The sequence below is a fragment of the Burkholderia sp. BCC0322 genome (assembly GCF_902833045.1).
Taxonomy (GTDB): domain Bacteria; phylum Pseudomonadota; class Gammaproteobacteria; order Burkholderiales; family Burkholderiaceae; genus Burkholderia.
In genome coordinates this window covers 748081-773234 of record NZ_CADFDU010000002.1, presented here as the reverse complement: position 1 = coordinate 773234, position 25154 = coordinate 748081, and the positions used below count along the sequence as shown (strand labels likewise).

The window sequence follows — 25154 nt, the reverse complement described above, 5'->3', positions numbered from 1 at the left end:
GATCAGAAATGCAGGCCCGGCGAAAGGCTCGCGGGCAAGGTCAGTTGCGTGCTTTCCACCGACGCCATCGGATACGCGCAATAGTCGGCCGCGTAGTACGCGCTCGGGCGATGGTTGCCCGAGCGGCCGGTGCCGCCGAACGGTGCGGCGGACGATGCGCCGTTGGTCGGCCGGTTCCAGTTGACGATCCCGGCGCGGATCGTGCGGCGGAAGTGTTCCCATGCCTTCGCGTCGTCGGCAAGCAGGCCGGCGGACAGGCCGAACGCCGTGTCGTTCGCGCGCGCGATCGCATCGTCGAACGTCGCGTAGCGGACGATCTGCGCGAGCGGGCCGAAGTGTTCCTCGTCCGGCAGGTTCGCGACGCCCGTCACGTCGACGATCGCCGCGTTCACGAAACCGAGGCGCGGATCGCGCTGCGTCATCGCGACGATCGGCTTCGCGCCCTGCTCGATCAGGTGCGACTGCGCGTCGACGAGCTTCGCCGCCGCACGCGCCGAGATCACCGCGCCCATGAACGGCTGCGGGTCGGCGTCGAACACGTCGGCCGAGATCTTCGACGTGACGTCGGCGAAGCGCGCGAGGAAGCGATCGCCGAACGCGCCCTGCGGCACGAAAATGCGGCGCGCGCACGTGCAGCGCTGGCCGGCCGACAGGAACGCCGACTGGATCGTGTGATGGACGGCCGCGTCGATATCTTCGACTTCGCCGATCACGAGCGGGTTGTTGCCGCCCATCTCGAGCGCGAGCACGATTTCCGGACGGCCGCCGAACTGCTTGTGCAGCAGCGTGCCGGTGTCCGAGCTGCCCGTGAAGAACAACCCGTCGATCTGCCGATGGTTCGCGAGCGCGATGCCGGTATCCTTCTCGCCCTGCACGAGGTTCAACACGCCGTCCGGCAGCCCGGCGTCCTTCCACACTTCGACCGTCGCGCGCGCGACGCCCGGTGCGAGCTCCGACGGCTTGAACACGACCGCATTGCCGGCGATCAGCGCGGGCACGATATGGCCGTTCGGCAAGTGGCCGGGGAAGTTGTACGGGCCGAACACCGCGACGACGCCGTGCGGGCGGTGACGCAGCACCGCGACGCCGTCGGCCATGTCCTGGCGCTTCTCGCCGGTGCGTTCCTGGTAGGCCTGGATCGAGATGCCGACCTTCGCGGCCATCGACGCGACTTCGGTGCGCGCTTCCCACAGCGGCTTGCCCGTCTCGCGGCCGATCGCGGTCGCGATCGCTTCCTTGCGCTCGTTGAGCAGCGCGGCGAATCGCTTGACGATCGCGCAGCGCGATTCGAAGTCGAGCGCCGACCAGCCGGCGAATGCGCGGCGCGCGCTCGCGACCGCACGGTCGACGTCGGCTGCCGACGCGCTCGCGCCCTGCCATGCGATCTCGTCGGTGCCCGGGTTGCGCGAAGCGAACACGGGGCCCGAGCCTGCGACCCAGGCGCCGTCGATGAAGAGTTCCGTCATGATTCGTTTATCCCTGTTTGACTTTGAGCGGCAGCACGCGCACCGGATCGCCGGCCTTCACGTCGAGCGCGACGGCATCGTCGGCCGACAGCACGAACGAGCCGTTCGCGACCACGCCCGGCGCGACGCCGACGCGGAAATCGGTGAGCGACGTGTTCGACACGAGCGACCGTGGTGCGTCGCCGCCTGCATCCGGCACGCCGATCGCGACCGGTACGACGACGCTCTCGCGCACCGTGCGCAGGTCGTTGACGTGGCATTCGAGCACCGGGCCCGCGTCGAAGATGTCGACGTGATTCTGGTAGCGCAGCCCTTCCGCTTCGAGCATCTTGCGGGCCGGCAGCGTGTCGCGGTGCGTGAGACCGACCGCGTCCTGCGCGTCCTGCGGCAGCAGGTCGACGTACACCGGGTAGCGCGGCATCAGTTCCGCGAGGAACGACTTGCGGCCGTGCGAACTGAGATAGTCGGCCGCGTTGAAATCGATCTGGTAGAAGTGCGAACCGACCGCGCGCCAGAACGGCGACGTGCCGTCTTCGTCGAAATGGCCGCGCAATTCCGCGCAAATGCGCTCCGGAAAGCGCTCGCGGAACTGCGCGATGAACATGAAGCGCGAGCGCGACAGCAGGCCGCCCACGCCGCCCGTGCGATAACGCGGGCTCAGGAACAGCGAGCACACTTCCGCATAGCCCGTCAGGTCGTGCGAGATGTTCAGCGCGGACATCCGCGTCCACACGCCGAGCTCCTGGCTCGCATGCACGACCGTGCTCACGCGGTAGTTGTAGAACGGCTGTTCGAGGCCGACCTGAGATTCGATCCCGCACACGCCTGCAATGTCGCCCGTCTTCGATTCTTCCATCACGAAGAAGTAGCCGGCTTCGCCGGGCGCGGCCTCGCCCGCGAGCGTGCGGCGGGTACGCTCGATGCGCGCGGCGAGCGCGTCGCGGTCGGGCTTGAACGTGGTCAGGCCCGGCCCGGTTTCCTTCGCGAGCGACACGAGCGCGTCGACGTCGCCCGTTTGTACGACCCGAACGACGATCATGCTGCGTCTCCCTTCAAATCTTCATCGTCGCGGCGATGCAGCGGCACGCAGCGCACGACATCGCCATCCTTCACATCGAGCGCCGCGCGCACGTCGCCGGCCAGCGGCGCGTCACCCGCATCGGCCGGCAGGTCGGCCAGCACGCAGCGGAACGATTCGCCGCTGCCCGTCGACACCATGTATGCGACATCGCCCTGCTGGTGAGCGGCCTCGCGCACGATGCGCTCGGCGCCGTGCTTCACGCACGCGGTGCGATCGACCTGCGCGGTCAGCACCGGGCCCGCGTCGAAGATGTCGACGAAGCGGTCGGGCTCGAAGCCTTCCTCGAGATGGATGTCGTACGCGAGCAGCGCCGATTCGTTCGGCTCGCCGAGTACGCGCTGCGCGGCTTCCGGCAGCAGCGGCACGTAGAGCGGATACGCCGGCATCACTTCCGCGATGAAGGTACGGCTGCGGCCGCCCGACGCGATGTCGACGTCGGTGAAGTTGCGGCCGAAGAACTTGCGGCCCACCGCTTCCCAGAACGGCGATGCGCCGTTGCCGTCGCTCACGCCGAGCAGCAGCGTGAACACTTCCGGCGTGAAGCGGCGGCGGTTCGCGGCGATGTACATCATCCGCGCACGCGAGATCAGGTGCGCGGCCGCGTCGCCGCGCAGCGACGGATCAACGTAGAAGCCCGCCAGCCGGCTCTTGCCGGTCAGCTCGTGCGACATCGTGAGCGCGTGGATCTTGCGGTTCACGTGCAGCTCGCGCGACGCGTGGATCAGCGCGTCGTTTCGGAATGCGTAGAACGGTTCCGAGTAGCCGGCCGCGGCCACGATGCTCGCCGTGCCGAGCAGCTTGCCGGTCGACGAATCCTCGAGCACGAAGAGGTAGAACTCCTCGCCGGCGAAGTCGACGTCCGCGCGAAACGAATCCTCGGAGAGCGCCACGCGCGCCTCGAGCGCCGCGCGGTCGTGCGGCAGCGAGTGCAGGACCGGCTGCGCGGTGCGCGCCATGTGCGCGAGCGCATCGAGATCCGTGAGTTTGCCGGGGCGAACAAATAGCATCGTCGTTCCTGTCTGCGATGGATGCGCCGATCAGCGCGCGGTGGCTTCCTGGGCGGCGAGCACTTGTTCGACTGCCTTCTCGAAGCGCTTCATGCCTTCGTCGAGCAGGTCGAACGGGATCACCAGCGACGGGACGAAGCGCAGCACGTTCGGGCCGGCGATCAGCATGATCAGGCCGTTCTCTGCTGCCGCGGTGACGAAGTCCTTCGCGCGGCCGTCGAAGGCGGCGGTGAGTTCGGCGCCGACGAGCAGGCCCTTGCCGCGCACGTCCTTGAAGATGCCGAAGCGCGCGTTGATGCGTTCGAGCGCGCCCTTCAGGCGCACGCTGCGTTCGCGCACGCCTTCGAGCAGTGCCGGGTCGCCGATCAGTTCGACGACCTTGTCGGCGATTGCCGATGCGAGCGGGTTGCCGCCGTACGTCGTGCCGTGCACGCCGACCTTGAAGTGCGCGGCCAGTTCGTTCGTCGTCAGCATCGCGCCAATCGGGAAGCCGTTGCCGAGCGCCTTCGCGGTCGTCAGGATGTCCGGCGTGACGCCGGTATCCATGTAAGCGTAGAACTGGCCCGTGCGGCCGACGCCCGTTTGCACTTCGTCGAAAATCAGCAGTGCGTCGTTGGCGTCGCAGGCTTCGCGCAGCGCCTTCAGGAAGGCCGGATCGGCCGGGATCACGCCGCCTTCGCCCTGTACGGGCTCGACGATCACCGCGCAGGTTTGCGGGCCGATCGCGGCCTTCGCGGCTTCGATGTCGTTGTACGGGAGGTGCTTGATGCCGGCCGGCACGGGGCCGAAGCCTTCCGAGTACTTCGGCTGGCCGCCGACGCTGACCGTGAAGAACGTGCGGCCGTGGAACGACTGGACGAACGAGATGATTTCGGCTTTATCGGCGCCGTGGCGATCGAATGCGACCCGGCGAGCGAGCTTCAGTGCGGCTTCGTTCGCTTCCGCGCCCGAGTTCGCGAAGAATGCGCGGTCGGCGAAGGTCAGCGATTCGAGGCGCTTTGCGAGGCGTAGCACCGGCTCGTTCGTGTAACCGTTGCCGATGTGCCAGAGCTTGCGGCCTTGTTCGTCCAGGACTTTCAGCAGTTCCGGGTGGCCGTGGCCGAGCGACGTCACGGCGATACCGCACGCGAAATCGATGTATTCGCGGCCGGCCGTGTCCCACACGCGGGAGCCCTCTGCGCGATCCGGCACGAACGGCGCGGGGGAAAATACCGGCACCATCACTTCATCGAATGTCTGGCGGGTCACGGTCGAGGTCGTCATGGTCGTTCCTTTCGGTTTCGTAAGAGGGTTCAACAGGATCAAGTTTAGGTAAGGGTGACGCAAGCGTCTTGCGGAATTGCGACGGGTTCTATCGGAAGCGGATAGGTCGCTTTATTTTGCCCTCCCGGCGGGGGGGGCGTGTTTTCGTGTCTCGTTTTTTTGGGGGGGTTTTGGGTGGTTTGCTTGCGGTTTTCGTGAAGTGCCTGTGATCGTATCGGTCTATTAGCGTCGCCCCTGCGCGGGGCGGCGGTTACTTTTCTTTGTCTTGCCAAAGAAAAGTAACCAAAAGAAAGGCGCTGTGAAAACGCATGACTTCCCGGTGCCATGGTCACCAGAGTGGCCCTCGCCTAAGTGTCCGCGCCAGTCAGGAAGCCGGAGTGGTTCGAGCAATGGTTCCGACACCACTCGCCACCCAACGGAGCGGTATACCGCCCGCAAGCTCCATCCTCGCTTCGCTCGGCTGCAAGGTGCCTCAGTCGCGTGGCTGGCACTCATGTGCTTCCGCCCGCGCAGCACGCCGGGTCCGATATTCTGACCATTCACATCACTCGTGCGACCGGGCCGGTTGCCTGTTATCGCTGCTCAACTGCGCTATGAGGGCGAGTGTTTCCGTGTTGGTGAGTACGTCCCTCTTTTTCTGCGGCGAGAGGCGAGGACCGCGCACGTATCGGGTTTGGGGTGATATTCCGATTGTGCTGCTTGAGGGGGTGTGTACCTGTCGGCCGAGCGAAGCGAGGGCGGAGCTTGCGGGCGGTATACCGCTCGGTTGGGTGGTGAGTGGTGTCGGAACCATTGCTCGAACCACTCCGGCTTCCTGACTGGCGCGGACACTTAGGCGAGGGCCACTCTGGTGACCACGGCACCGGGAAGTCATGCGTTTTCACAGCGCCTTTCTTTTGGTTACTTTTCTTTGGCAAGACAAAGAAAAGTAACCGCCGCCCCGCGCAGGGGCGACGCTAATAGACCGACACGATCACAGGCACTTCACGAAAACCGCAAGCAAACCACGAAACCACGAATCAATCCTTCCCCTCTCGCTCAACCAACGCGCCCCCGCGAGGCTCCCCCCCGGTCTGCTTTTCGAGCCACGCCCGCCGGTCCTCGCGCGGCGTCACGCCGAACCGCTCCCGATAGGCATTGGAAAAATGCGCAGCAGAGGAAAACCCACAGGCAAGACTGACCTGCACGACCGATTTGCTCGTGCGCTGCAACTGCGTCCTGGCCTTGAGCAACCGAAGATTGAGGTAATACTTCGAGGGCATCGCCCCGAGATACTGTCGAAAGAGCCTTTCGAGCTGCCGCCTCGACACGCCGACGAGTTCGGCGATCTCATCGGTAGTCAGGGGATCCTCGATATTGGCTTCCATGAGCAGCAACGCATCGTTCAACCGCGGATGCCGCTCGCCAGGCGCGGTCACGAAAGGAATCCGCTGACGTTCCTCGCCACTCCTCAACGTCCCCGCACCCAGCGCATCGGCAATCCGCTCACCGAGATCGGGCCCATGTTCCCGGCCAATCATGGCCAGCATGAAATCCACGGTAGCCTGCCCACCCGCGCACGTCGCGCGATCCCGATCGATCTCGAAGATCTGCTGCGTGACGATCGAGCGCTCGAACTGCTCGGCGAACTGCTGATACGTTTCCCAGTTCACGCTCACGCGATACCCGGAAAGCTGCCCGGCCATCGCCAGCCACCACACGCCGTGGTGAATGCCGGTCACGACCGGCGTGCGCTGCCCGACCCGCGCAAGACTCGCGAGAAACAGCCGGTAATCGGCGAACTGCTGGAACCGCTCGGACACGACGATCAGCCAGTCGCACGCGATCGCATCGTTGAACGCCGCATCGGCATGCCATTGCGCGCCGCCCGCGAGCGTCACGGGCCGCCCGTCCCACGAACACACCTGCCAGCGATACAGCAGCCGCCCGTCGATCTCGTTCGCGAGGTTCAACGCATCGACGATCGGACCCACGCCCGACATCGACACGGGCGGCAATGCAACGATCGCCACCTGCGTCGTGCGGGTGGCGCCTGCGGGACGAGACACCGGTACCACGGTTGAAACCTGCCCTGTCGCGTTACTTGAGACTGCCCGACAGGAACTGCTTGAGCCGCTCGCTCTGCGGGCGCACCAGCACTTCCTTCGGATCGCCCTCTTCCTCGGTCCGCCCCTGATGCAGGAACATCACGTGATTCGACACGTTGCGCGCGAAACCCATCTCGTGCGTGACGACGATCATCGTGCGGCCTTCCTCGGCGAGCTTCTGCATCACCTTCAGCACTTCCCCCACCAGCTCCGGGTCGAGTGCCGACGTCGGCTCGTCGAACAGCATCACGTCCGGATGCATCGCCAGCGCGCGCGCAATCGCGACGCGCTGCTGCTGGCCGCCCGACAGGTGCGACGGATACTGCTTCTCGACGCGCGGCGCGAGGCCGACTTTCTCGAGATACGCGCGTGCACGCTCCTCGGCTTCCTTCTTCGAAATGCCGAGCACGTGCACCGGCGCTTCCATCACGTTCTCGAGCACGTTCATGTGCGCCCAGAGGTTGAAGTGCTGGAACACCATCGCAAGCTTCGTGCGAATGCGCTGCAGTTGCTTGTGATCGGCAACTTCGAGCGCGCCGGCGCGGTCGGCCTTCGTGCGCACGGTCTCGCCGTCGACGACGATCTGCCCCGCATTCGGCCGTTCGAGAAAATTGATGCAGCGCAGGAACGTGCTCTTGCCCGAGCCGCTCGCGCCGATGATGCTGATGACGTCACCGGCCTTCGCGTTCAGCGATACGCCCTTGAGCACTTCGTTGTCACCGTAGCGCTTGTGAATGTCGATCGCCGCAAGCTTGACGGAAGCGGCAGCGCTCGTTTGAGTGATCTCGGCCAACTGGCTCTCCTCGAAGTGATTCAATGACGGGCGGCCGCGAGATACGCAAGCCAGTGGCGCTCCGCGCGGCGAAACGCCGCGACGAGTGCGAACGATACCGCAAGATAGATCAGCGCGGCGATTCCGAACGACTGGAACGCCATGTAGGTCGCGGAATTCGCGTCGCGCGCGACCTTCAGGATGTCGGGCACGGTCGCCGTGAACGCAACGGTCGTCGCGTGCAGCATCAGGATCACCTCGTTGCTGTACAGCGGCAGCGCGCGGCGCAGCGCCGACGGCAGGATCACACGGCGGTACATCGTGAACGGCGACATCCCGTATGCGCGCGCGGCCTCGACCTCGCCGTGCGGAATCGCGCGGATCGCCCCCGCGAAGATCTCCGTCGTGTACGCACAGGTGTTCAGCGCGAACGCGAGAATCGCGCAGTTGAAGCCGCTGCGGAAGAACGCGTCGAGCAGCGAGTGCGAACGCACGAACTCGAGGCTGTACATGCCCGTGTACAGCAGCAGCAACTGCACGTAGAGCGGCGTGCCGCGGAATACGTACGTGTAGAACCGCACCGGCGTCGACACCCATTTGTTCCTCGACACGCGCGCAACCGCGAGCGGCACCGCGCATACGAAGCCGAGCGAAATCGACGCGACGAGCAGCCACAGCGTCACCGCGAGGCCGGAGAGGCGCTGGCCGTCCCAGTAAAGGAACGCCTGGCCGAATTCCTGAAGGATCTCGATCATAGTTCTGCGTGCCGCACGCCCATGGAATATCGCTTCTCGAGCTGGATCAGCACGAGGTTGGAAACGGTCGTGATCGCGAGATAGATCAGCGCCGCGACGAGGATGAAGAAGAACATGTTGAACGTGCTCTTGCCGGCGTCCTGAGCGGCCTTCACGACGTCCGCCAGGCCGATGATCGACACCAGCGCGGTGGCCTTCACGAGCACCTGCCAGTTGTTCCCGATCCCGGGCAATGCAAAGCGCATCATCTGCGGAAACATGATCCGCGCGAACACGCGCGCGCCGCTCATCCCGTAAGCCGCACCGGCTTCGAGCTGGCCGCGCGGCACCGACAGGAACGCGCCGCGGAACGTCTCGGTGAAGTACGCACCGTAGATGAAGCCGAGCGTCAGCACGCCGGCCACGAACGGGTCGATGTCGATCTGGTCCCAGCCGACGAAGTCGGTGAACTGGTTCAGCCAGATCTGGATGCTGTAGAACAACAGCAGCATCAGGACGAGATCGGGCACCGAGCGGATCAGCGTCGTATAACCGGTCGCGATCGCTCGCAGCACCCGGTTGTGCGACAGCTTCGCCACCGCGCCGATCAGCCCCAGCGCCACCGCAGTGGCGAGCGACAGCACCGACAGCTCGATGGTCTGCACGGTGCCGGCCCAGAGGACGGGACCAAAGCCGTATAGGAACACGCGCGTCTCCAGAGTTGGAATGGATGCCGACGCGTATGCCTGTCCCGCGCCGGGCTGACGCGGATAGTCGCAAGCGAAATTGATTGTCTCAAATCACCTTGCATGCGATTGCTGCGTCGCAGCAATCCGCTCCACCATTTACAACTACGGCCTACAACCCTGTTTCAAAAGGAAAAAAGCCGCTCCCTGACAACCGGATAACGGGCAGGGAAGCGGACTTTTTGCAATTTTCCGGTCGCTTTTTCGATATAGCGCCGAAGCGGGCTGCGGCTGCAGTTACCGCCCCTTCAGGATGTCGGAGCGCGAAGTCGTATAGACAAGCCCATCCGGGCCGAAATGGACGTTGAAGAATGCGTCGGTGTTGACGCCGTCCTCGAGCCAGCGCCAGCTCCAGACCGTCTCGGGCTTGAGCGGATACTGCGCGATGTCGCCGGGCTTGCCGAGCAGGCGCCGCACTTCGTCCTCGTTCATCCCCGGGCGCACCTTCGCGAAATTCTCGGCGGTCAGCACCTGCGTCGCGCCCGTATAGCGGCCGTTCGCATCGAGATCGACGAACCATGTCTGGTTCCCCATCGGGCCGCGCGGGTATTCGAGACGCTTCGAGCCGTCGGTGAAGTCGCGCTCGGTCTCGGGCTTGCCCATCGTGCCGCGCACGTCGGCCTCGGTCGATTCGCCGACCTTCAGCCCCTTCAGCAGCAGCGGCGCGGGCTTGATCGCGTTGAAGAAGTCCCTGATACGTTGCACGTCGAGGTTGCCTTGCTTGTCGTCGCAGCCGGTCAGCGCCAGCGCGGCGGCCAGCATCGTGACGGGAAGCAGCCGGAAACGGAAATTCATCGGAAGAAATGCGCGTCGAGAAAACACGCGCCAAGGATACCCGCGCGACGCCAAAAGCGCGAGACGGGCGCGCGGCCCGTCTCGTGTTAATGCATCGTTTCGGTTTCGGTCTCGGCCACGCGGCTCGTCGCTTGCGACGCGCGCGGCACGGCCTGCGGCGCACCGATGCGACGCCGCGTGCGCACGAGTTCGGCAAGCTGCCACGAACCGAGCGCCAGGCAGCCGAACAGCACCTCGCGGCCGCGCTTGACCAGCGCGAGCGACAGCGCCGTCTCGCGGTCGACGCCGAACATCTGCGCGAGCAGCACGACGGTCGCCTCCTGCACGCCGAGGCCGCCCGGCACCATGAACGCCGCATGGCGCACGGCCTGCGTCATCGCCTCGATCGCGATCGCGCCGCCGATCGACACCGGATGGCCGAGGAGCGCGAGCGCCCAGTAGATCTCGAGCGCGCCGAGCACATAGCCGGCCAGTTGCCAGAAGAATGCGCTGAACAGCAGGCCCGTGCGCGACATCAGCCCATCGATGTCGGCATCGAGCCGCTTGCCGTCGACACCCTGCAGCAGCCGGTGCGAATCGCCGAGCAGGCGGCCCGCGAAACGCTCGATCGCATGGAAGATGCCGCCGCGACGCATCAGCACGACGCCGAGCACCGGCAGCGGCAGCGTGAGCAACAGCGCGAGGCCGATCGTGCCGCCGCCCATGTTGTCCGTCGTCGCAAGAAGCAGCACGAGGCCGAGCGCCGCGAACGCATACTGGACGACGATCGTCACGAGCACCTCGACGATCACCGATGCCGTCACACGGCTCGCGTCGGGCACCTGCCAGCGCGCAAGCCGGATGCCGACCAACTCGCCGCCGATCCCGACCACCGGCAGCAGCCGGTTCACCGCTTCGCGGACCGTGGCAATCCACCACAGGAACGGCAGCGACGAGCGCTTGTCGAGCAGCAAGTGCCACGCATACGCATCGAGCAGCAGCGGCAGCGCATGGAACGGCACGAGCCACAGCAGCGCGTAACCGGCGCGCGCGAGCATCTGCGACACGTCGCCGATACCTTCGTGCAGCCCCAGCGCGAGCAGGATGCCGATGCCGAGCGGCCAGCCGAGCCATTTGATCCACTTGGTCATGACGGCTGCGCCCCCGGTGCACGCGACGCTTGTGCGCCGCGCCGTGCCGCGGGCTGGCCGAACACGTCGGCAAAACCGCCGGTCGCGACGCCCGCGGCCTTCAGCGCGGCCGCGACGCGCGGCGACAGCAGCGCGTCGAGTTCGTCCACCGGACGGTAGCCGGCCATCGTCGGCGTGATCGGGCCGTCGCCGGCTTCGGCCGGATGGCAGTAGATCTCGCCGACACCCGGCGGCAGCTTGGCCAGCGCGTCGAGCAGCACAGCCTCGTCCATCGCGCCCGTATGTTCGATCCCGACCACGTAGTCGTTGTGCGCGAGCCCCGCGCGGTCGAGCCGCGCGCGCACGAGCGCGATCCACGGCTTGAGCAGCGCGGGCGCGCTCGTCTCGTACGGCAGCCGCACCGCGCGCAGCCCGTAGTCGCGACCGATCTCGATGATCATCGACAGCACGGTCGGATGCAGGTGGAAATGCTTGTGCGCGTTCACGTGGTCGAGCGGCAGGCCGCTCGCCGCGAACGCGTCGAACTGCGCGCGAATCTCGCGGCGCAGCTGCGCCCGCACGTGCGGCAGGAAGAAGAAGCGGCAGCCGTCCTTCGCCATCGCATCGCCGAAGCGCCCGTCGGGGCCGACGAGCGCGGAAATCTCATGCGCGGGCAGCGTGGCCGGCCCGTCCGCGAGGACGAGATGCAGGCCGACCGCGAGCGACGGCAGTCGCCGCGCACGCTCGATCGCATCGGCCGCGGCGGGCGCGCCGACCATCAGGCTGGCGGCGTTCAGCACGCCGTCGCGGTGCGCGCGCTCGACCGCCGCGTTGACGCGCGGGTGCAGCCCGAAGTCGTCCGCGGTGAAGATCAGCGCCCGCGCCGCCCGCTGCGTCGCCACGAATCAGGCCTCGTGTGCGCGCAGGAAGCGGAAGAACTCGACGCCTTCGCGCAGGCGGCGCTTCATCATGTCCCAGCTCGTCAGCATCTCGCGGACGATCTCCCAGATCTTCGACGGACGGAAGTAGAACTGGCGATAGAACTGCTCGAGATGGTGATAGATCTCGTCGCGCGACAGGTGCGCATAGCCGATCGCCGCGAGCTGCACGCCTTCCTTGCTCACCAGGTTGATGGTCTTGTTCTCTTCCATCCAGCCGTTTTCCACGGCCTGCTTGTAGAGCGTCGTGCCCGGATACGGCGCGGCGAGCGACACCTGGATCGTGTGCGGATTGATTTCCTTCGCGTACTCGATCGTCTTCTTGATGGTTTCCTGCGTCTCGCCCGGCAGGCCGAGGATGAAGGTGCCGTGGATCTTGATGCCGAGCTTCTTGCAGTCCGCGCTGAAGCGGCGCGCGAAATCGGTGCGCACGCCCTTCTTGATGTTCACGAGGATCTGGTCGTCGCCGGATTCGAAGCCGACCAGCAGCAGGCGCAGGCCGTTTTCCTTCATGACCTTGAGCGTCTTGTACGGCACGTTCGCCTTCGCGTTGCACGACCACGTCATGCCAAGCTTGCCCAGGCCGATGGCGATGGCTTCGGCGCGCGGCAGGTCGTCGGTGAAGGTGTCGTCGTCGAACATCAGTTCCTTCACTTCCGGCATGTTGTCGCGAATCCACTTCGCTTCCGCGAGCACGTTCTCGACCGAGCGCGTGCGGTAGCGATGGCCGCTGACCGTCTGCGGCCACAGGCAGAACGTGCAGCGCGACTTGCAGCCGCGGCCCGTGTAGATCGACACGTACGGATAGTTGAGGTAGCCGATGAAGTAATTGTCGATCTTCAGGTCGCGCTTGTAGACGGGCGCGACGAACGGCAGCTCGTCCATGTTCTCGAGGATCGGACGCGCTTCGTTGTGCTCGATCGAGCCGTCCTTCGCACGCCAGCTCAAGCCCTTGATATCGGGGAACGGCTTGCCTTCGGCGATTTCCTTGCAGGTGTAGTCGAATTCCTCGCGGCACACGAAGTCGATTGCCTCGCTCGCCGTGAGCGAGTTGTGCGGATCGACCATCACCTTCGCGCCCACCATGCCGACCAGCATCGACGGCTTCATCTTCTTCAGGTCCTGCGCGAACATCGCGTCGGTCGGAAACGACGGCGTGCTCGTGTGGATGATCACGAGGTCGTAGTCGTTCGCGATCTTCAACGTTTCCTCGACCGACAGGCCGTCGGCCGGTGCGTCGACGACGCGGCTGCCCGGCACGAGCGCGGCCGGCTGCGCAAGCCACGTCGGGTACCAGAAGGAACGGATTTCGCGCTTCGCCTGATAGCGCGAGCCGGCTCCGCCGTCGAAGCCGTCATACGAAGGGGCCTGCAAGAACAGCGTTTTCATGAATGCTCCGGTAGCCTGCATAGTTCGATTCGTCACAACGATTCAGTCAAAAAACCGCGGGCCGCCGTGCCGGCGCCCGCCTCTCTGTCATGTCGCGCCGCGCGGCCTCGCCGCGCAGCGCGTCTCGGCCCTCGGGCCGGGTTCGGTCGGAACGGCCCTAGCGGCCGTCCACTGCTTCCACTGCCGCCGTCGCGCGTTCGCCGCCGACGACCGTCATCCGCGCGCCGCGCCATACGACGTGCGTGCCGAACGCGGCCGCGAGCCATTCGAGCGCGAGCAGCGTGTCGCGCACCGCGACGAGCGGCAGGTCGCGCCAGAACGCGAGCCAGCCGTCCTCGCCGCGCGCGTGCAGCACGAGCCGCCCGAACGTGCCCACCACGGCCGCCCAGCCCGCCAGCGAACCGGCGAAGGTTCCGTCGAGGCGCAGCGCGAGCGCCGCGCCGATCGCGAGCCACGGCACGGTAAACGTAATGAACAGGAACGTGAAGCCGGCCGGGTTCAGCGAACGGATCGTGCGCAGCCAGCGCGTTTCGCGGTGCCACAGCGGCCCGAACGACGGTTCGATCACGTCGGTCGCAACCTCGACCTCCGACAGCACCGTGCGCCGCCCGAGGCGGCGCGGCAACTCGGCCAGCCAGAAATCGTCGGCCAGTTCGTCCTTCAGCACGGGAAAGCCGCCGATCCGGTCGAGCGTGTCGCGCGTCAGCGCGAGCGTCGCGCCGAAGCCGAAGCGGCTCGAGCGGCCAAGGTGCGTGATCCGGACCGACGGCGCGAACCAGGCGTCGACGAACTGCGCGCCGATGCGCGTCCAGAACCCGCCGACGCTGCGCGCATGATACAGGCACGTGACGACCCCCACCGACACGTCGGCGAGCGGCGCCGTCACGCGCTCCAGATAGTCGGGCCTCACCGCGATGTCGCTGTCCGCGATCACGATGCGGCCGTACTTCGCGCGCTCGGCGAGGTTGATCAGGTTGGCGACCTTCAGGTTCTTGCCGTGCACGCGCGCATCGACCACGAGCGTGATGTCGCACTCGGGATAATCGGCGCGCAGCCGTTCGACCACGGCAATGGCCGGATCGGCCGCCGACGCGACGCCGAACAGCACTTCATAACGCGGATGGCGCTGCTCGCAGAACGTCGCGAGGTTTTCGTACAGGTGCGGCTCCGCGCCGCACAGCGGCTTGAGCACGCTGACCGGCTCGAAGCCGTCGCGCATGGCCGTGCGCGGCGTACGCGGCCGCGGCGCGAACGCGGCGACGAGCGCATAGCCGGCCGCGGCCAGCGTGAAGACGATCAGGAGCCAGTCGAGCATCGTTGCGGTTGCCGTCATGCGCGACGCCTCCCGGCGACCTTAACGCCATGGAGAACGCCTGAGCATGATTGAGCGTGATTCGGTATTCCGACAACGACGAACGCGGGCACGACCCGACTCCTTGTTCCAGCAGCGTCTGTATGTGAGGGAGGCCCGACCCATCCTTCGGGTATGGCCATGCCCGGCTTCGCGTGGCGCATCTCCGCGCGACACCCGGACGGGATACGGGAAGACTCGTATGGCTACCTTCGGCACAACATGGGCAGGCGCCGGATTTTAGCAGCCCGCGGCACCCCGCGCTCGGCACTACGAGAAACGGACTGGTGCAATTCCGGCAAAGCTGCGCAGTCGGCGAACCATTTGCGCACACCCGTGTTCACGTTAACGTAAGCGGTTTGCAGGCGTATTGCAGTATTGAAAATCAAACGTTTCGTGCAAATTTGTATGTCGATGCGGATTCACATTCAATCGCCGTAAAGATTGGTGATTAATCGGCGATTAGATTGATTTTTGCAACGATCACCCAAGTCGACCCTGCATCCCTGAAAGGCGCATGGGTATCGGGCCGCTCCCAGCACATTCCGGTGCCCTTTGGCAAAATCCTCGGCATTTGTTGCGTAAGTGCATCACCCCGCTCCCCCGTTCGAAGGCCAACCGATGACTCCGTTTTCCGTACTCGACCTCGCCCCCATTCCGGCCGGCGCCGACGCCTCCCAGGCATTTCGCAACACCGTCGATCTCGCGCAGCATGCGGAACGTTGGGGTTACCAGCGCTACTGGCTCGCCGAGCATCACAACATGCCCGGCATCGCGAGCGCGGCAACGGCCGTCGTGATCGGCCACGTCGCGGGCGCCACGCAAACGATCCGGGTCGGGTCGGGTGGCATCATGCTGCCGAATCACGCACCACTCGTCATTGCCGAGCAGTTCGGCACGCTCGCGTCGCTGTATCCGGGACGCATCGATCTCGGCCTCGGCCGCGCGCCCGGCACCGACCAGACCACGTCGCGCGCGCTGCGCCGCGACCTGATCGGCAGCGCCGACTCGTTTCCGGATGATGTCGCCGAGCTGCAGCGCTACTTCGCGGAGCCCGTGCCCGGCCAGCGCGTGCGCGCAGTGCCCGGCGCAGGGCTCGACGTGCCCGTGTGGCTGCTCGGCTCGAGCCTGTTCAGCGCCCAGCTCGCCGCGATGCTCGGGCTGCCGTTCGCGTTCGCGTCGCACTTCGCGCCGGATTACCTGATGCGCGCGCTCGAGATCTATCGTGCGCAGTACCGGCCGTCGGCCGCATGGCCGAAGCCGCATGCGATGGTCGGCGTCAACGTGTTCGTCGCCGATACCGACGACGAGGCGCGGCGCCTGTTCACGTCGCTGCAGCAGCAGTTCATCAATCTGCGACGCGGCACGCCGGGCAAGCTGCCGCCGCCGGTCGACGTGCTCGAGGCCAACGAGCTGGAACTCGCGACCGTCGCGCATTCGCTGTCGTTCGCGGCGGTCGGCTCGCGCGACACGGTGCGCGACAAGCTGCGCGACCGCATCGCGCAAACGGGGGCCGACGAACTGATCGTCACCGCGCAGATCTACGATCACGCGGCACGGCTGCGCTCGTTCGAATTGACCGCGCAGATCCGCGACGAACTCGCGAGCGAAACGCGCTGACGGCGCGCGCCCGGGCCGCCCGCGGCCGGCCCCGCATCACTGCGGGTGCACGGCCTCGAGCCCGTCGAGCAGCGCCTTGTGGAACGCGTCCGGGTCCTGGATCTGCGGCGCGTGCCCGAGCGCCGGGAACTCGACGAGCTGCGCGCCGGGGATCGCGGCCTGCGTGCGCTTCGCGAGTTCCGGGTAGCGGCCGAGCTTCGCATGCACGTCAGGCGGCGAGACGTCCTTGCCAATCGCGGTCGTGTCCTTGTCGCCGATCATCAGCAGCGTCGGCACGCGGATCGCGCCGAGTTCATAGACCACCGGCTGCGTGAGGATCATGTCGTAGATCAGCGCGGAGTTCCACGCGACCGCGTCGCGCCCCGCGCCACGGTACATCCCGGCCAGCATCTGCACCCAGCGCTCGTACGACGGCGACCACTTGCCCGCGTAGTACGTGCCCTGCTCGTAGCGGCGGATGCCGTCGGCCGTGGTCTTCAGTTCGCGTGCATACCAGTAGTCGACCGGCAGCGGCGGCACGCCGAGCGCCTTCCAGTCCTCGAGGCCGATCGGGTTCACGAGCACGAGCTGGTCGGTCGCCTTCGGATACATCAGCGCGTAGCGCATCGCGAGCATCCCGCCCGTCGAGTGGCCGACGATCGTCGCCGACTTCACCCCCACCGATTCGAGCAGCGCGTGCGTGTTGCGCGCCAGTTGCTGGAAGCTGTACTGATAGCGATCGGGCTTCGACGACTTGCAGAAGCCGATCTGGTCCGGCGCGATCACGCGATAGCCGGCACGGCTCAGCACGCCGATCGTGTCCTCCCAGGTCGCCGCGCAGAAGTTCTTCCCGTGCAGCAGCACGACGGTGCGGCCGTTCGGGCGTGCCGGCTGCACGTCGAGATAGGCCATCTCGAGGGTTTCGCGCTGCGACACGAACGTGTACAGATGCACGGGTGCCGGATAGGGGAACCCTTCCAGGCGCGGGCCGTACACGGGCCCGTCGTTGCCGGCGGGCAATGCGGCGGCGGCCATGGCAGGCATGGCGCACGCGACGGCGACACCCGCGCCGAGCACGGCGGAGCGCGCGGCAAACAACATCTTGCGAATCGAAAGCATGGCGATCACGGTGATTGGAGACGCTCGCGGGCAGCCAGGCCGCCCGCGCCCCGCGATTCTACGCGGTCACGCTGACGACGGCGCGCAACACTCCGGGGCCGCGCGACTTACGCGCGCGCGACGAACTCGGGTATCGTGTGACGTGACCCTGAAACGCGTGCAGGCGCTTCCCATGAAAAACGTCCTCAGCATTCAGTCGCACGTCATCTACGGCCATGCCGGCAACAGTGCGGCCGTGTTCCCGATGCAGCGCCTCGGTGTCAACGTCTGGCCGCTCAATACCGTCCAGTTGTCGAATCACATGCAGTACGGTCACTGGGCCGGCAGTGCGATCGATGCCGCGAAGATGGAGCAGCTCGTCGACGGCATCGCCGCGATTGGCGCACTCAAGCGCTGCGACGCCGTGCTGTCCGGCTTCCTCGGCTCGCCGCCGCAGGCGCGTGCGGCCGTCGAGATCGTCCGCTCGGTGAAGGCGATGAACCCGAACGCGTGGTACTTCTGCGATCCGGCGATGGGCCAGACGGGCGGCATCCGGCCCGAGCCCGGCGTCGAGGAATTCATCGTCCAGGAGATGCCGGCGCTCGCGGACGGCATGTCGCCGAACCACACCGAACTGCAGAAGCTCGCCGGGCGGCGCATCGAAACCGTCGCCGAAGCCGTCGACGCCTGCCGCGCGCTGATCCGCCGCGGCCCGCAGATCATCCTGGTCAAGCACCTGCACGACCGCAACAGCCCGGCCGATCGTTTCAACATGCTCGCCGTCACCGAAACGGAAGCATGGATCGGCCAGCGCCCGCTGTACGCGTTTCCACGCCACCCGGTCGGCGTCGGCGACCTGACCAGCGCGATCTTCGTCGCATGCCGGCTGCGCGGCGACTCCGTGCGCGCCGCGTTCGAGCATACGCTCGCGGCCGTGCATGCGGTCGTGAAGGCCACCTACGATGCGCGCCGCTACGAGCTCGAACTGGTCGCCGCGCAGGACGAAATCGCGCGCCCGAGCGAATGGTTCGGTGCGTGGGTCACTGACGCCTGACGCACGGGCGTCGCCCTCCGCTTCATCGGCGCGCATCCCGCGCCGCTTTCCAGCCTCCCACCACCGCACCGCGACCGCCGGCGACAGGTGTCCCGACGCTGCTTCGAGATCCCTTCGATGCGGATGCAAACGTTTCCGGACTTCACATGAATGACACCGATTCCTCGCTATGCTCGCGGCGGCACGACTCGACGCAGCCGCATCCTGCGACCCAGGCGCGCCCTTCCAGCAGGTCCCGCCAATCGGCTCCCCCTTTACCGCACGATAACGACCATGACCCGATCGAACCGTCGTGACTTCCTGCGCGTCGCTGCCGGCACCGCCGGCGCCGCCGCGCTGAACCTGTTTCCGCCCGTGATTCGCGATGCGCTTGCGATTCCCGCGAACCGCCGCACCGGCACCATCCGCGATATCGAACACATCGTGATCCTGATGCAGGAGAACCGCTCGTTCGACCACTACTTCGGCACGATGCGCGGTGTCCGCGGCTTTGGTGATCCGCGCCCGCTGCGCCTCGCGAACGGCAAGTCGGTGTTCCACCAGCCGGTCGGCCCGGCCGAGCTGCTGCCATTCCATCCGGGCGCGGACAAGCTCGGCCTGCAGTTCCTGCAGGACCTGCCGCACGGCTGGCAGGACATGCACGCCGCCTGGAACAAGGGCCGCTACGACCAGTGGGTGCCGAACAAGGGCACCACGACGATGGCGTACCTGAAGCGCGACGACATCCCGTTCCACTACCAGCTCGCCGACGCGTTCACGATCTGCGACGCGTACCACTGCGCGATCCCGAGTTCGACCGATCCGAACCGCTACTACATGTGGACGGGCTACGTCGGCAACGACGGCACGGGCGGTGGCCCGGTGCTCGGCAACGAGGAAGCGGGCTACGGCTGGACGACCTATCCGGAAGTGCTGGAGAACGCCGGCGTCTCGTGGAAGATCTACCAGGACATCGGCACCGGCCTGAACGCCGCCGGGTCGTGGGGCTGGACGCAGAACCCGTACATCGGCAACTACGGCGACAACTCGCTGCTCTACTTCAACCAGTACCGCAACGCGCTGCCCGGCACGCCGCTGTACGACAAGGCGCGCACCGGCACCAACATCAGCGCGGGCGGCACGCTGTTCGACGTGCTGCAGCAGGACGTGAAGAACGGCACGCTGCCGCAGGTATCGTGGATCTGCGCGCCGGAAGCGTATTCCGAGCATCCGAACTGGCCGGCGAACTACGGCGCGTGGTACATCGAGCAGGTGCTGAAGGCGCTCGTGTCGAATCCGGAGGTATGGAGCAAGACCGCCCTTTTCATCACGTACGACGAAAACGATGGCTTCTTCGACCACGTGCAGCCGCCGTTCGCGCCGCAGTCGCGCGACAACGGACTGTCGACGGTCGCGACGACCAACGAGGTATTCCCCGGTGATGCATCGCACATGGCCGGCCCGTACGGGCTCGGTCCACGCGTGCCGATGCTCGTCGTGTCGCCATGGACGAAGGGCGGCTGGGTCTGCTCGCAGACCTTCGATCACACGTCGCTGCTGCAATTCATCGAAGCGCGCTTCGGTGCGCAGTATCCGGTCAAGGCCGGCAACATCTCGCCGTGGCGTCGCACGGTGTGCGGCGACCTGACCGCCGCGTTCGATTTCGCGACGGCCGACGCCGGCTGGCCGACACTGCCGGACACGAGCGGCTACGCGCCGCCCGACCGCCTGCGCCACCCCGACTACATCCCGGTGCCGCCGGTGCTGCAGAAGCTGCCGAAGCAGGAGGCCGGGCTGCGGCCGGCGCGCGCGCTGCCGTACGAGCTGTTCGTGCACGGCCGCGTCGAATCGGTGAACGGCCTGTTCCGGCTGACCTTCGCGAACACTGGCCGGGCGGGCGCCGCGTTCCAGGTGCAGTCGCGCAACCGTCTCGACGGCCCGTGGACGTATACGGTCGAAGCCGGCAAGCGGCTCGACGACACGTGGAGCGCCGCCGCGTCGCTCGGCCTGTACGACCTCGACGTGTACGGCCCGAACGGCTTCTACTGCCATTTCCGCGGCCCGTTCGCGACCGGTGTCGGCAGCGCGAACGTGAACCCCGAGGTGATCTACGGCTACGACGTCGCGAACGGCAACATCACGCTGCGCCTGATGAACCGCGGCCACAAGGCCGTGCGGCTCAGGGTCACGAACGCGTACGGCCATGGCCGTACGCGCACATTCGACCTCGCGCCGGGCCAGCAGATCGACGACTACTGGGATCTGCGCGGCAGCCACGGCTGGTACGACCTGACCGTCAGCGACGGCCGGCTGCTCGGCTTCCTGCGCCGCTTCGCGGGCCACGTCGAGACGGGCCGCCCGAGCACCAGCGATCCGCTGATCCGCACGCACGCCTCGCACGACGATGCCGAAGCCGCATCGGACGCACTGTCCGACTGACGGCGTCCGGTGCGCGGCGCGGCCCCGGCGGGCCGCGCCGCTTCCCTCCTCCTCGCTCCCCCTCTCCACCCGCTCCGTTCGCGACGGGAAACTCCCGATACCGGCTGCCGCCGCACGCGCGGAAGCTATGCGCAAATCCGCACCGAATGCGCGGCTAATTGCCAAGACCCGGGCATATCGGCGACCTATATATCGAGGCAGTCGGGGCGCCTCACAAAGCCTGACGGGAGAATCTTCCGAGGATCACGATGCCGACCTCCCCGCCCGATTCCGAGAAGCGGTCGAACCGCCCGCCCGTCGCACGCGTCCGGCCCGCCCGAGCGCATGCGGTATTCACTCGCAGATGTCGAACAAGAGGAACAACATGAAATTCCGTCATTCCGTGCTGTCGGTGTCGATTGCATCCGCGCTTGCCCTCCTCTCGCAACAGGCCGCCCAGGCCGCCGATATGACCGACGTGAAAGTCGGGTTCGCCGCGCCGCTCACGGGCGTGAACGCCGGTTACGGCAAGGACCTGCAAAACGGCGTGCAGCTTGCGCTCGACGATGCCGCCGCGCAGAAGGTGCAGATCGCCGGCAAGCCCGCGCACTTCAACCTAGTCGTGCAGGACGACCAGGCCGACCCGCGCATCGGCGTGCAGGCCGCGCAGGCGCTCGTCGACCAGAACGTGTCGGTCGTGGTCGGCCACTTCAACTCGGGGACGACGATTCCGGCGTCGGTCGTCTACGACAAGGCCGGCGTCCCGGTGATCGATCCGGCCGCCACCAACCCGACGCTCACCGCGCGCGGGCTCGCGAACATGTTCATGGTGATCGCAACCGACGGCCAGAACGCCGGCAACGCGGGCAAGTACGCGGTCGACGTGACGAAGGCGAAGCGCATCGCGATCATCGACGACCGTACCGCGTTCGGCCAGGGCGAGGCCGACGAGTTCGAGAAGGCCGTGAAGGCCGCCGGCGGGAACATCGTCGGCCGCGAATTCACCAGCAATCAGGCGGTCGACTTCCGCGCGCAGATCACGAGCCTGAAGGCCAAGAACCCCGACCTGATCTTCTTCGGCGGCCTCGACTCACTCGCCGCGAATTTCATCAAGCAGATGCGCCAGCTCGGGCTGAACGCGCAGTTCGTCGGCGGCGGCGGCGTGAAGGACAACGAGTTCATCAAGATCGCGGGCCCGGCCGCCGAAGGCGCGATGGCATGGGAATACGGCCGGCCCCTCGACGAGCTGCCGCAAGGGAAGGATTTCGAACAACGCTTCAAGAAGCGCTTCGGCGTCGACGTGCTGTCATACGCGCAGTTCGGCTACGACGCGGCGTGGGCAGCGATCAAGGCGATGCAGGCGGCCGGCTCGACCGACCCGAAGGTCTATCGTCCGGCGCTGAAGAAGATCGACTTCGACGGCGTCACCGGCCGCATCTCGTTCGCGAACGACGGCTCGTTGAAGAGCGGGATGTCGACGCTGTACCAGGTGAAGAGCGGCGCGTGGAAGACGATCACGACGAAGGGAGGCTGATCGGCGGTGCCGGCGGCCGGCGGCGGAAATGCCGCCCGGCCCCGGCGATCGATGAAGGGACATCGATCTCGTATGACGACTGACGTTAAGGGGATTCGAGCGGGCAAGCGGCCGCGCCGGCCGCACCGCCGGCGCGTCAGCCGGCCTGCGTGTCGCGCTCGGCCTCGGCCGCCTCGTGCGCGCGACGCAGCCGTTCGCGGCTGTTGGTGAGGTGGGTGCGCATCGCGGCGCGCGCGGCCTCCGGGTCGTGGCGCGCGATCGCCTCGTAGATATCTTCGTGCTCGTGGTTCAGCCGGCCGACGTAGCGCTCGAGATCGTCGCCGGCAAAGCGGGCCGAATTCACGCGCGTGCGCGGGATGATCGACGTGCCGAGCTGCGTCATGATGTCGACGAAATAGCGGTTGCCGGTGGACTGCGCGATCTGCAGGTGGAACTGAAAGTCGAGCTGTGCGGTGTCGCGGCCGCCGCCCGCCCCCGTTGCAATTGCGTCGAGCGCGCGCCGCAACGCGGCCAGGTCGGTATCGTTCGCGCGCTGCGCGGCAAGGCTCGCACATTCGCTCTCGAGGCTGATGCGCAGTTCCAGCACCGCGAGCACGTCGCGCAGCGTCGTGATCGTCGCCGGGTCGATGCCGAGCGTCTGGCGGCGCGACGGCTCCAGCACGAAGCTGCCGATGCCGTGGCGCGTCTCGACGAGGCCGCTCGCCTGCATCCGCGAGATCGCCTCGCGCACGACCGTCCGGCTCACGCCCTGCGCCGCCATGACTTCGGTTTCGGTCGGCAGCTTGTCGCCGGGACGCAGCGTGCCGTTTTCGATCTGCGCGGTCAGCGCGTCGACGACATCTTGTGCGAGGCTGCGTGCGCGACGGCGCGGCGCTGCGGGAAGCGTAGGCACGGACATGTGGCCGGTTCCTTTTTGAATGATCGTAATGTGAGCCGAGGGTTTACGCGGGGTTTGAGCGAAAGCCGATGATTCATTATACTTCGTCACAAGTCATCCGACGACTGATGATAGAAACACGGATCTCCTGTCGACTCAAGCGTGCATTCCAGCGCCGCCCGGTCCCATGCTTTACGATCAGCCGGCGTTCGCGTTCTGCGCTACGCTGGATCGGTTGCCGCTCCCACCCCGTTCCGGGTTGCGTCGACCTGCGGGGCTTGCGTGCCGCGCATGTCGGTTGTCGAATGATCGCACCTCCCGCCGCGCGCGGCAAAGCTTTTGCCGCACGGCATTGCCCACCCTTTCGCCATCGCCGCCCATGAACGCCGTCACTGCCTCGCCCTCCCACGACACGCCGCGCATCGTCGACCTGCAAGCGATTCCGGTCGCCGGTCACGACAGCATGCTGCTCAACCTGAGCGGCGCACACGGCCCGTTCTTCACCCGCAACCTCGTGATCCTGAAGGACAGCGCGGGCCGGACCGGCGTCGGTGAAGTACCGGGCGGCGAAAGCATCCGCCGCACGCTCGACGATGCGCGCGCGCTCGTCGTCGGCCAGCCGGTCGGCAATTACCACGCCGTGCTCAACGACGTGCGGCGCACCTTCGCCGATCGCGATGCGAGCGGCCGCGGGCTGCAGACCTTCGACCTGCGCACGACGATCCACGCGGTCACCGCGCTCGAAGCCGCGCTGCTCGACCTGCTCGGCCAGCATCTCGGCGTGCCGGTCGCCGCGCTGCTCGGCGAGGGCCAGCAACGCGAGCGTGTCGAAATGCTCGGCTACCTGTTCTATGTCGGCGACCGCACGAAGACCGCGCTCGCCTACCGCGACGGCAGCGGCGCGACCGACGACTGGACGCGCGTGCGCGACGAAGCCGCGCTGACGCCCGAGGCCGTCGTGCGGCTCGCCGAGGCCGCGCATGCGCGCTACGGCTTCAACGACTTCAAGCTGAAGGGCGGCGTATTCGAAGGCGCGAGCGAGATCGAGGCCGTGACGGCGCTCGCCGAGCGCTTCCCCGACGCACGCGTGACGCTCGACCCGAACGGCGCGTGGTCGCTCGACGAGGCCGTGCGGCTGTGTCGTGACCAACATCACGTGCTCGCCTACGCGGAAGATCCGTGCGGCGCGGAGAACGGCTACTCGGGCCGCGAGGTGATGGCCGAATTCCGCCGCGCGACGGGGCTGCCGACGGCCACCAACATGATTGCGACCGACTGGCGGCAAATGGGTCACGCGGTGCAGTTGCAGGCCGTCGACATCCCGCTCGCCGATCCGCACTTCTGGACGATGCAGGGTTCGGTGCGCGTCGCGCAGATGTGCCGCGACTGGGGCCTCACGTGGGGCTCGCATTCGAACAACCACTTCGACGTGTCGCTCGCGATGTTCACGCACGTCGCGGCCGCCGCGCCGGGTCAGGTCACCGCGATCGACACGCACTGGATCTGGCAGGACGGCGAGCGGCTGACGCGCGAACCGCTGAAGATCGAAAACGGGCTGGTCGAGGTGCCGAAGCGGCCGGGGCTCGGCATCGATATCGACATGGATGCCGTCGCGGTCGCGCACGAACTGTACAAGCAGCACGGGCTCGGTGCCCGCGACGACGCGGCGGCGATGCAGTACCTGATTCCGGGGTGGACCTTCAACAACAAGCGCCCCTGCCTCGTGCGCTGAGCACGGGACGGACCGGGCGGCAGGATCGCCCGGTCGAGCCGGAACCGAGCGAAGCGATGCGGCCCGCGGCCGGGCCGATGACGGGTATCGGGCGAAAAACGCTGCGTGGGTCGAACGGGATCGGG

20 protein-coding genes are annotated in these 25154 nt (G+C 66.7%); 5 read left to right on the top strand and 15 right to left on the bottom strand.

Annotated features, from left to right (window positions below; translation table 11 throughout):
- Positions 1-2 precede the first annotated feature (2 nt).
- The 13 genes from astD to hpnI all read right to left on the bottom strand — a co-directional run bounded on the left by astD (position 3) and on the right by hpnI (position 14720).
- Positions 3-1466 (bottom strand): succinylglutamate-semialdehyde dehydrogenase, encoded by a 1464-nt coding sequence (gene astD / locus HWX39_RS09695; protein WP_175967362.1) that lies wholly within the window; start codon positions 1464-1466, stop codon positions 3-5.
- Positions 1467-1473: 7 nt separating this feature from the next.
- Positions 1474-2505 (bottom strand): arginine N-succinyltransferase, encoded by a 1032-nt coding sequence (gene astA / locus HWX39_RS09690; protein ID WP_175967359.1) that lies wholly within the window; start codon positions 2503-2505, stop codon positions 1474-1476.
- Positions 2502-3554, bottom strand: coding sequence for an arginine/ornithine succinyltransferase subunit alpha (aruF, locus tag HWX39_RS09685; protein WP_175967357.1), 1053 nt, complete (start codon positions 3552-3554; stop codon positions 2502-2504). Before aruF ends, astA begins: the two co-directional genes overlap by 4 nt.
- A gap of 30 nt (positions 3555-3584) precedes the next feature.
- Positions 3585-4817, bottom strand: a complete 1233-nt coding sequence (locus HWX39_RS09680) for an aspartate aminotransferase family protein (protein WP_175967355.1) — start codon at positions 4815-4817, stop codon at positions 3585-3587.
- 1019 nt (positions 4818-5836) lie between these two features.
- Positions 5837-6874: a GlxA family transcriptional regulator gene (locus HWX39_RS09675; protein WP_175951768.1), complete on the bottom strand. Its 1038-nt coding sequence runs from the start codon at positions 6872-6874 to the stop codon at positions 5837-5839.
- 22 nt (positions 6875-6896) lie between these two features.
- Entirely contained in the window at positions 6897-7697 is an 801-nt protein-coding gene (locus HWX39_RS09670) for an ABC transporter ATP-binding protein (RefSeq protein WP_175967353.1), read from the bottom strand.
- A gap of 20 nt (positions 7698-7717) precedes the next feature.
- Entirely contained in the window at positions 7718-8431 is a 714-nt protein-coding gene (locus HWX39_RS09665; RefSeq protein WP_043182061.1) for an ABC transporter permease, read from the bottom strand.
- On the bottom strand, positions 8428-9117 hold the full coding sequence (gene hisQ, locus HWX39_RS09660; RefSeq protein WP_043182060.1) for a histidine ABC transporter permease HisQ: 690 nt from the start codon (positions 9115-9117) through the stop codon (positions 8428-8430). Before hisQ ends, HWX39_RS09665 begins: the two co-directional genes overlap by 4 nt.
- 276 nt (positions 9118-9393) lie before the next feature.
- Positions 9394-9951 carry a lipoprotein gene (locus HWX39_RS09655; protein ID WP_043182057.1) on the bottom strand — a complete coding sequence of 186 codons (558 nt, stop codon included), beginning with the start codon at positions 9949-9951 and terminating at the stop codon, positions 9394-9396.
- An 86-nt stretch (positions 9952-10037) separates the two neighbouring features.
- Complete coding sequence (locus tag HWX39_RS09650) at positions 10038-11081, bottom strand: lysylphosphatidylglycerol synthase domain-containing protein (protein ID WP_175967351.1); 1044 nt, start codon at positions 11079-11081, stop codon at positions 10038-10040.
- Entirely contained in the window at positions 11078-11962 is an 885-nt protein-coding gene (gene hpnK / locus HWX39_RS09645; protein ID WP_175967339.1) for a hopanoid biosynthesis-associated protein HpnK, read from the bottom strand. Before hpnK ends, HWX39_RS09650 begins: the two co-directional genes overlap by 4 nt.
- A 3-nt stretch (positions 11963-11965) precedes the next feature.
- Positions 11966-13408 carry a hopanoid biosynthesis associated radical SAM protein HpnJ gene (gene hpnJ / locus HWX39_RS09640; protein WP_347879569.1) on the bottom strand — a complete coding sequence of 481 codons (1443 nt, stop codon included), beginning with the start codon at positions 13406-13408 and terminating at the stop codon, positions 11966-11968.
- 136 nt (positions 13409-13544) lie between these two features.
- Positions 13545-14720: a bacteriohopanetetrol glucosamine biosynthesis glycosyltransferase HpnI gene (gene hpnI, locus HWX39_RS09635; protein WP_175967326.1), complete on the bottom strand. Its 1176-nt coding sequence runs from the start codon at positions 14718-14720 to the stop codon at positions 13545-13547.
- A gap of 639 nt (positions 14721-15359) precedes the next feature.
- On the opposite strand from hpnI, the gene HWX39_RS09630 reads away from it, so the two are divergent.
- A complete protein-coding gene (locus HWX39_RS09630) occupies positions 15360-16358 on the top strand; it encodes an LLM class flavin-dependent oxidoreductase (RefSeq protein ID WP_089450174.1) in 999 nt (332 codons plus the stop codon).
- A 36-nt stretch (positions 16359-16394) separates the two neighbouring features.
- On the opposite strand, the gene HWX39_RS09625 is transcribed toward HWX39_RS09630, so the two are convergent.
- Positions 16395-17456, bottom strand: a complete 1062-nt coding sequence (locus HWX39_RS09625; protein WP_175967313.1) for an alpha/beta hydrolase — start codon at positions 17454-17456, stop codon at positions 16395-16397.
- Between the two features lie 172 nt (positions 17457-17628).
- Between HWX39_RS09625 and pdxY the strand changes: the two genes are divergently transcribed.
- From pdxY to HWX39_RS09610, 3 genes are all read left to right on the top strand, one after another.
- Entirely contained in the window at positions 17629-18489 is an 861-nt protein-coding gene (gene pdxY, locus HWX39_RS09620; protein WP_175967311.1) for a pyridoxal kinase PdxY, read from the top strand.
- Between the two features lie 273 nt (positions 18490-18762).
- Positions 18763-20907, top strand: a complete 2145-nt coding sequence (locus HWX39_RS09615) for a phospholipase C, phosphocholine-specific (RefSeq protein ID WP_175967309.1) — start codon at positions 18763-18765, stop codon at positions 20905-20907.
- Positions 20908-21271: 364 nt separating this feature from the next.
- Complete coding sequence (locus HWX39_RS09610; RefSeq protein WP_175967307.1) at positions 21272-22420, top strand: branched-chain amino acid ABC transporter substrate-binding protein; 1149 nt, start codon at positions 21272-21274, stop codon at positions 22418-22420.
- A 136-nt stretch (positions 22421-22556) separates the two neighbouring features.
- Here HWX39_RS09610 and HWX39_RS09605 read toward each other — a convergent pair whose 3' ends face one another.
- On the bottom strand, positions 22557-23318 hold the full coding sequence (locus HWX39_RS09605; RefSeq protein WP_031400057.1) for a FadR/GntR family transcriptional regulator: 762 nt from the start codon (positions 23316-23318) through the stop codon (positions 22557-22559).
- A 358-nt stretch (positions 23319-23676) separates the two neighbouring features.
- Here HWX39_RS09605 and gudD point away from each other — a divergent pair, with 358 nt between their 5' ends.
- Positions 23677-25029: a glucarate dehydratase gene (gene gudD, locus HWX39_RS09600; protein ID WP_174989081.1), complete on the top strand. Its 1353-nt coding sequence runs from the start codon at positions 23677-23679 to the stop codon at positions 25027-25029.
- Positions 25030-25154 lie beyond the last annotated feature (125 nt).

Bases quoted from the DNA above. Each gene is read 5' to 3' on its own strand.
- astD (WP_175967362.1), bottom strand. From the start codon at position 1,466: ATGACGGAACTCTTCATCGACGGCGCCTGGGTCGCAGGCTCGGGCCCC.
- astA (WP_175967359.1), bottom strand. From the start codon at position 2,505: ATGATCGTCGTTCGGGTCGTACAAACGGGCGACGTCGACGCGCTCGTG.
- aruF (WP_175967357.1), bottom strand. From the start codon at position 3,554: ATGCTATTTGTTCGCCCCGGCAAACTCACGGATCTCGATGCGCTCGCG.
- HWX39_RS09680 (WP_175967355.1), bottom strand. From the start codon at position 4,817: ATGACGACCTCGACCGTGACCCGCCAGACATTCGATGAAGTGATGGTG.
- HWX39_RS09665 (WP_043182061.1), bottom strand. From the start codon at position 8,431: ATGATCGAGATCCTTCAGGAATTCGGCCAGGCGTTCCTTTACTGGGAC.
- HWX39_RS09655 (WP_043182057.1), bottom strand. From the start codon at position 9,951: ATGAATTTCCGTTTCCGGCTGCTTCCCGTCACGATGCTGGCCGCCGCG.
- HWX39_RS09650 (WP_175967351.1), bottom strand. From the start codon at position 11,081: ATGACCAAGTGGATCAAATGGCTCGGCTGGCCGCTCGGCATCGGCATC.
- hpnJ (WP_347879569.1), bottom strand. From the start codon at position 13,408: ATGCAGGCTACCGGAGCATTCATGAAAACGCTGTTCTTGCAGGCCCCT.
- hpnI (WP_175967326.1), bottom strand. From the start codon at position 14,720: ATGACGGCAACCGCAACGATGCTCGACTGGCTCCTGATCGTCTTCACG.
- HWX39_RS09630 (WP_089450174.1), top strand. From the start codon at position 15,360: ATGACTCCGTTTTCCGTACTCGACCTCGCCCCCATTCCGGCCGGCGCC.
- HWX39_RS09625 (WP_175967313.1), bottom strand. From the start codon at position 17,456: ATGCTTTCGATTCGCAAGATGTTGTTTGCCGCGCGCTCCGCCGTGCTC.
- pdxY (WP_175967311.1), top strand. From the start codon at position 17,629: ATGAAAAACGTCCTCAGCATTCAGTCGCACGTCATCTACGGCCATGCC.
- HWX39_RS09615 (WP_175967309.1), top strand. From the start codon at position 18,763: ATGACCCGATCGAACCGTCGTGACTTCCTGCGCGTCGCTGCCGGCACC.
- HWX39_RS09610 (WP_175967307.1), top strand. From the start codon at position 21,272: ATGAAATTCCGTCATTCCGTGCTGTCGGTGTCGATTGCATCCGCGCTT.
- HWX39_RS09605 (WP_031400057.1), bottom strand. From the start codon at position 23,318: ATGTCCGTGCCTACGCTTCCCGCAGCGCCGCGCCGTCGCGCACGCAGC.
- gudD (WP_174989081.1), top strand. From the start codon at position 23,677: ATGAACGCCGTCACTGCCTCGCCCTCCCACGACACGCCGCGCATCGTC.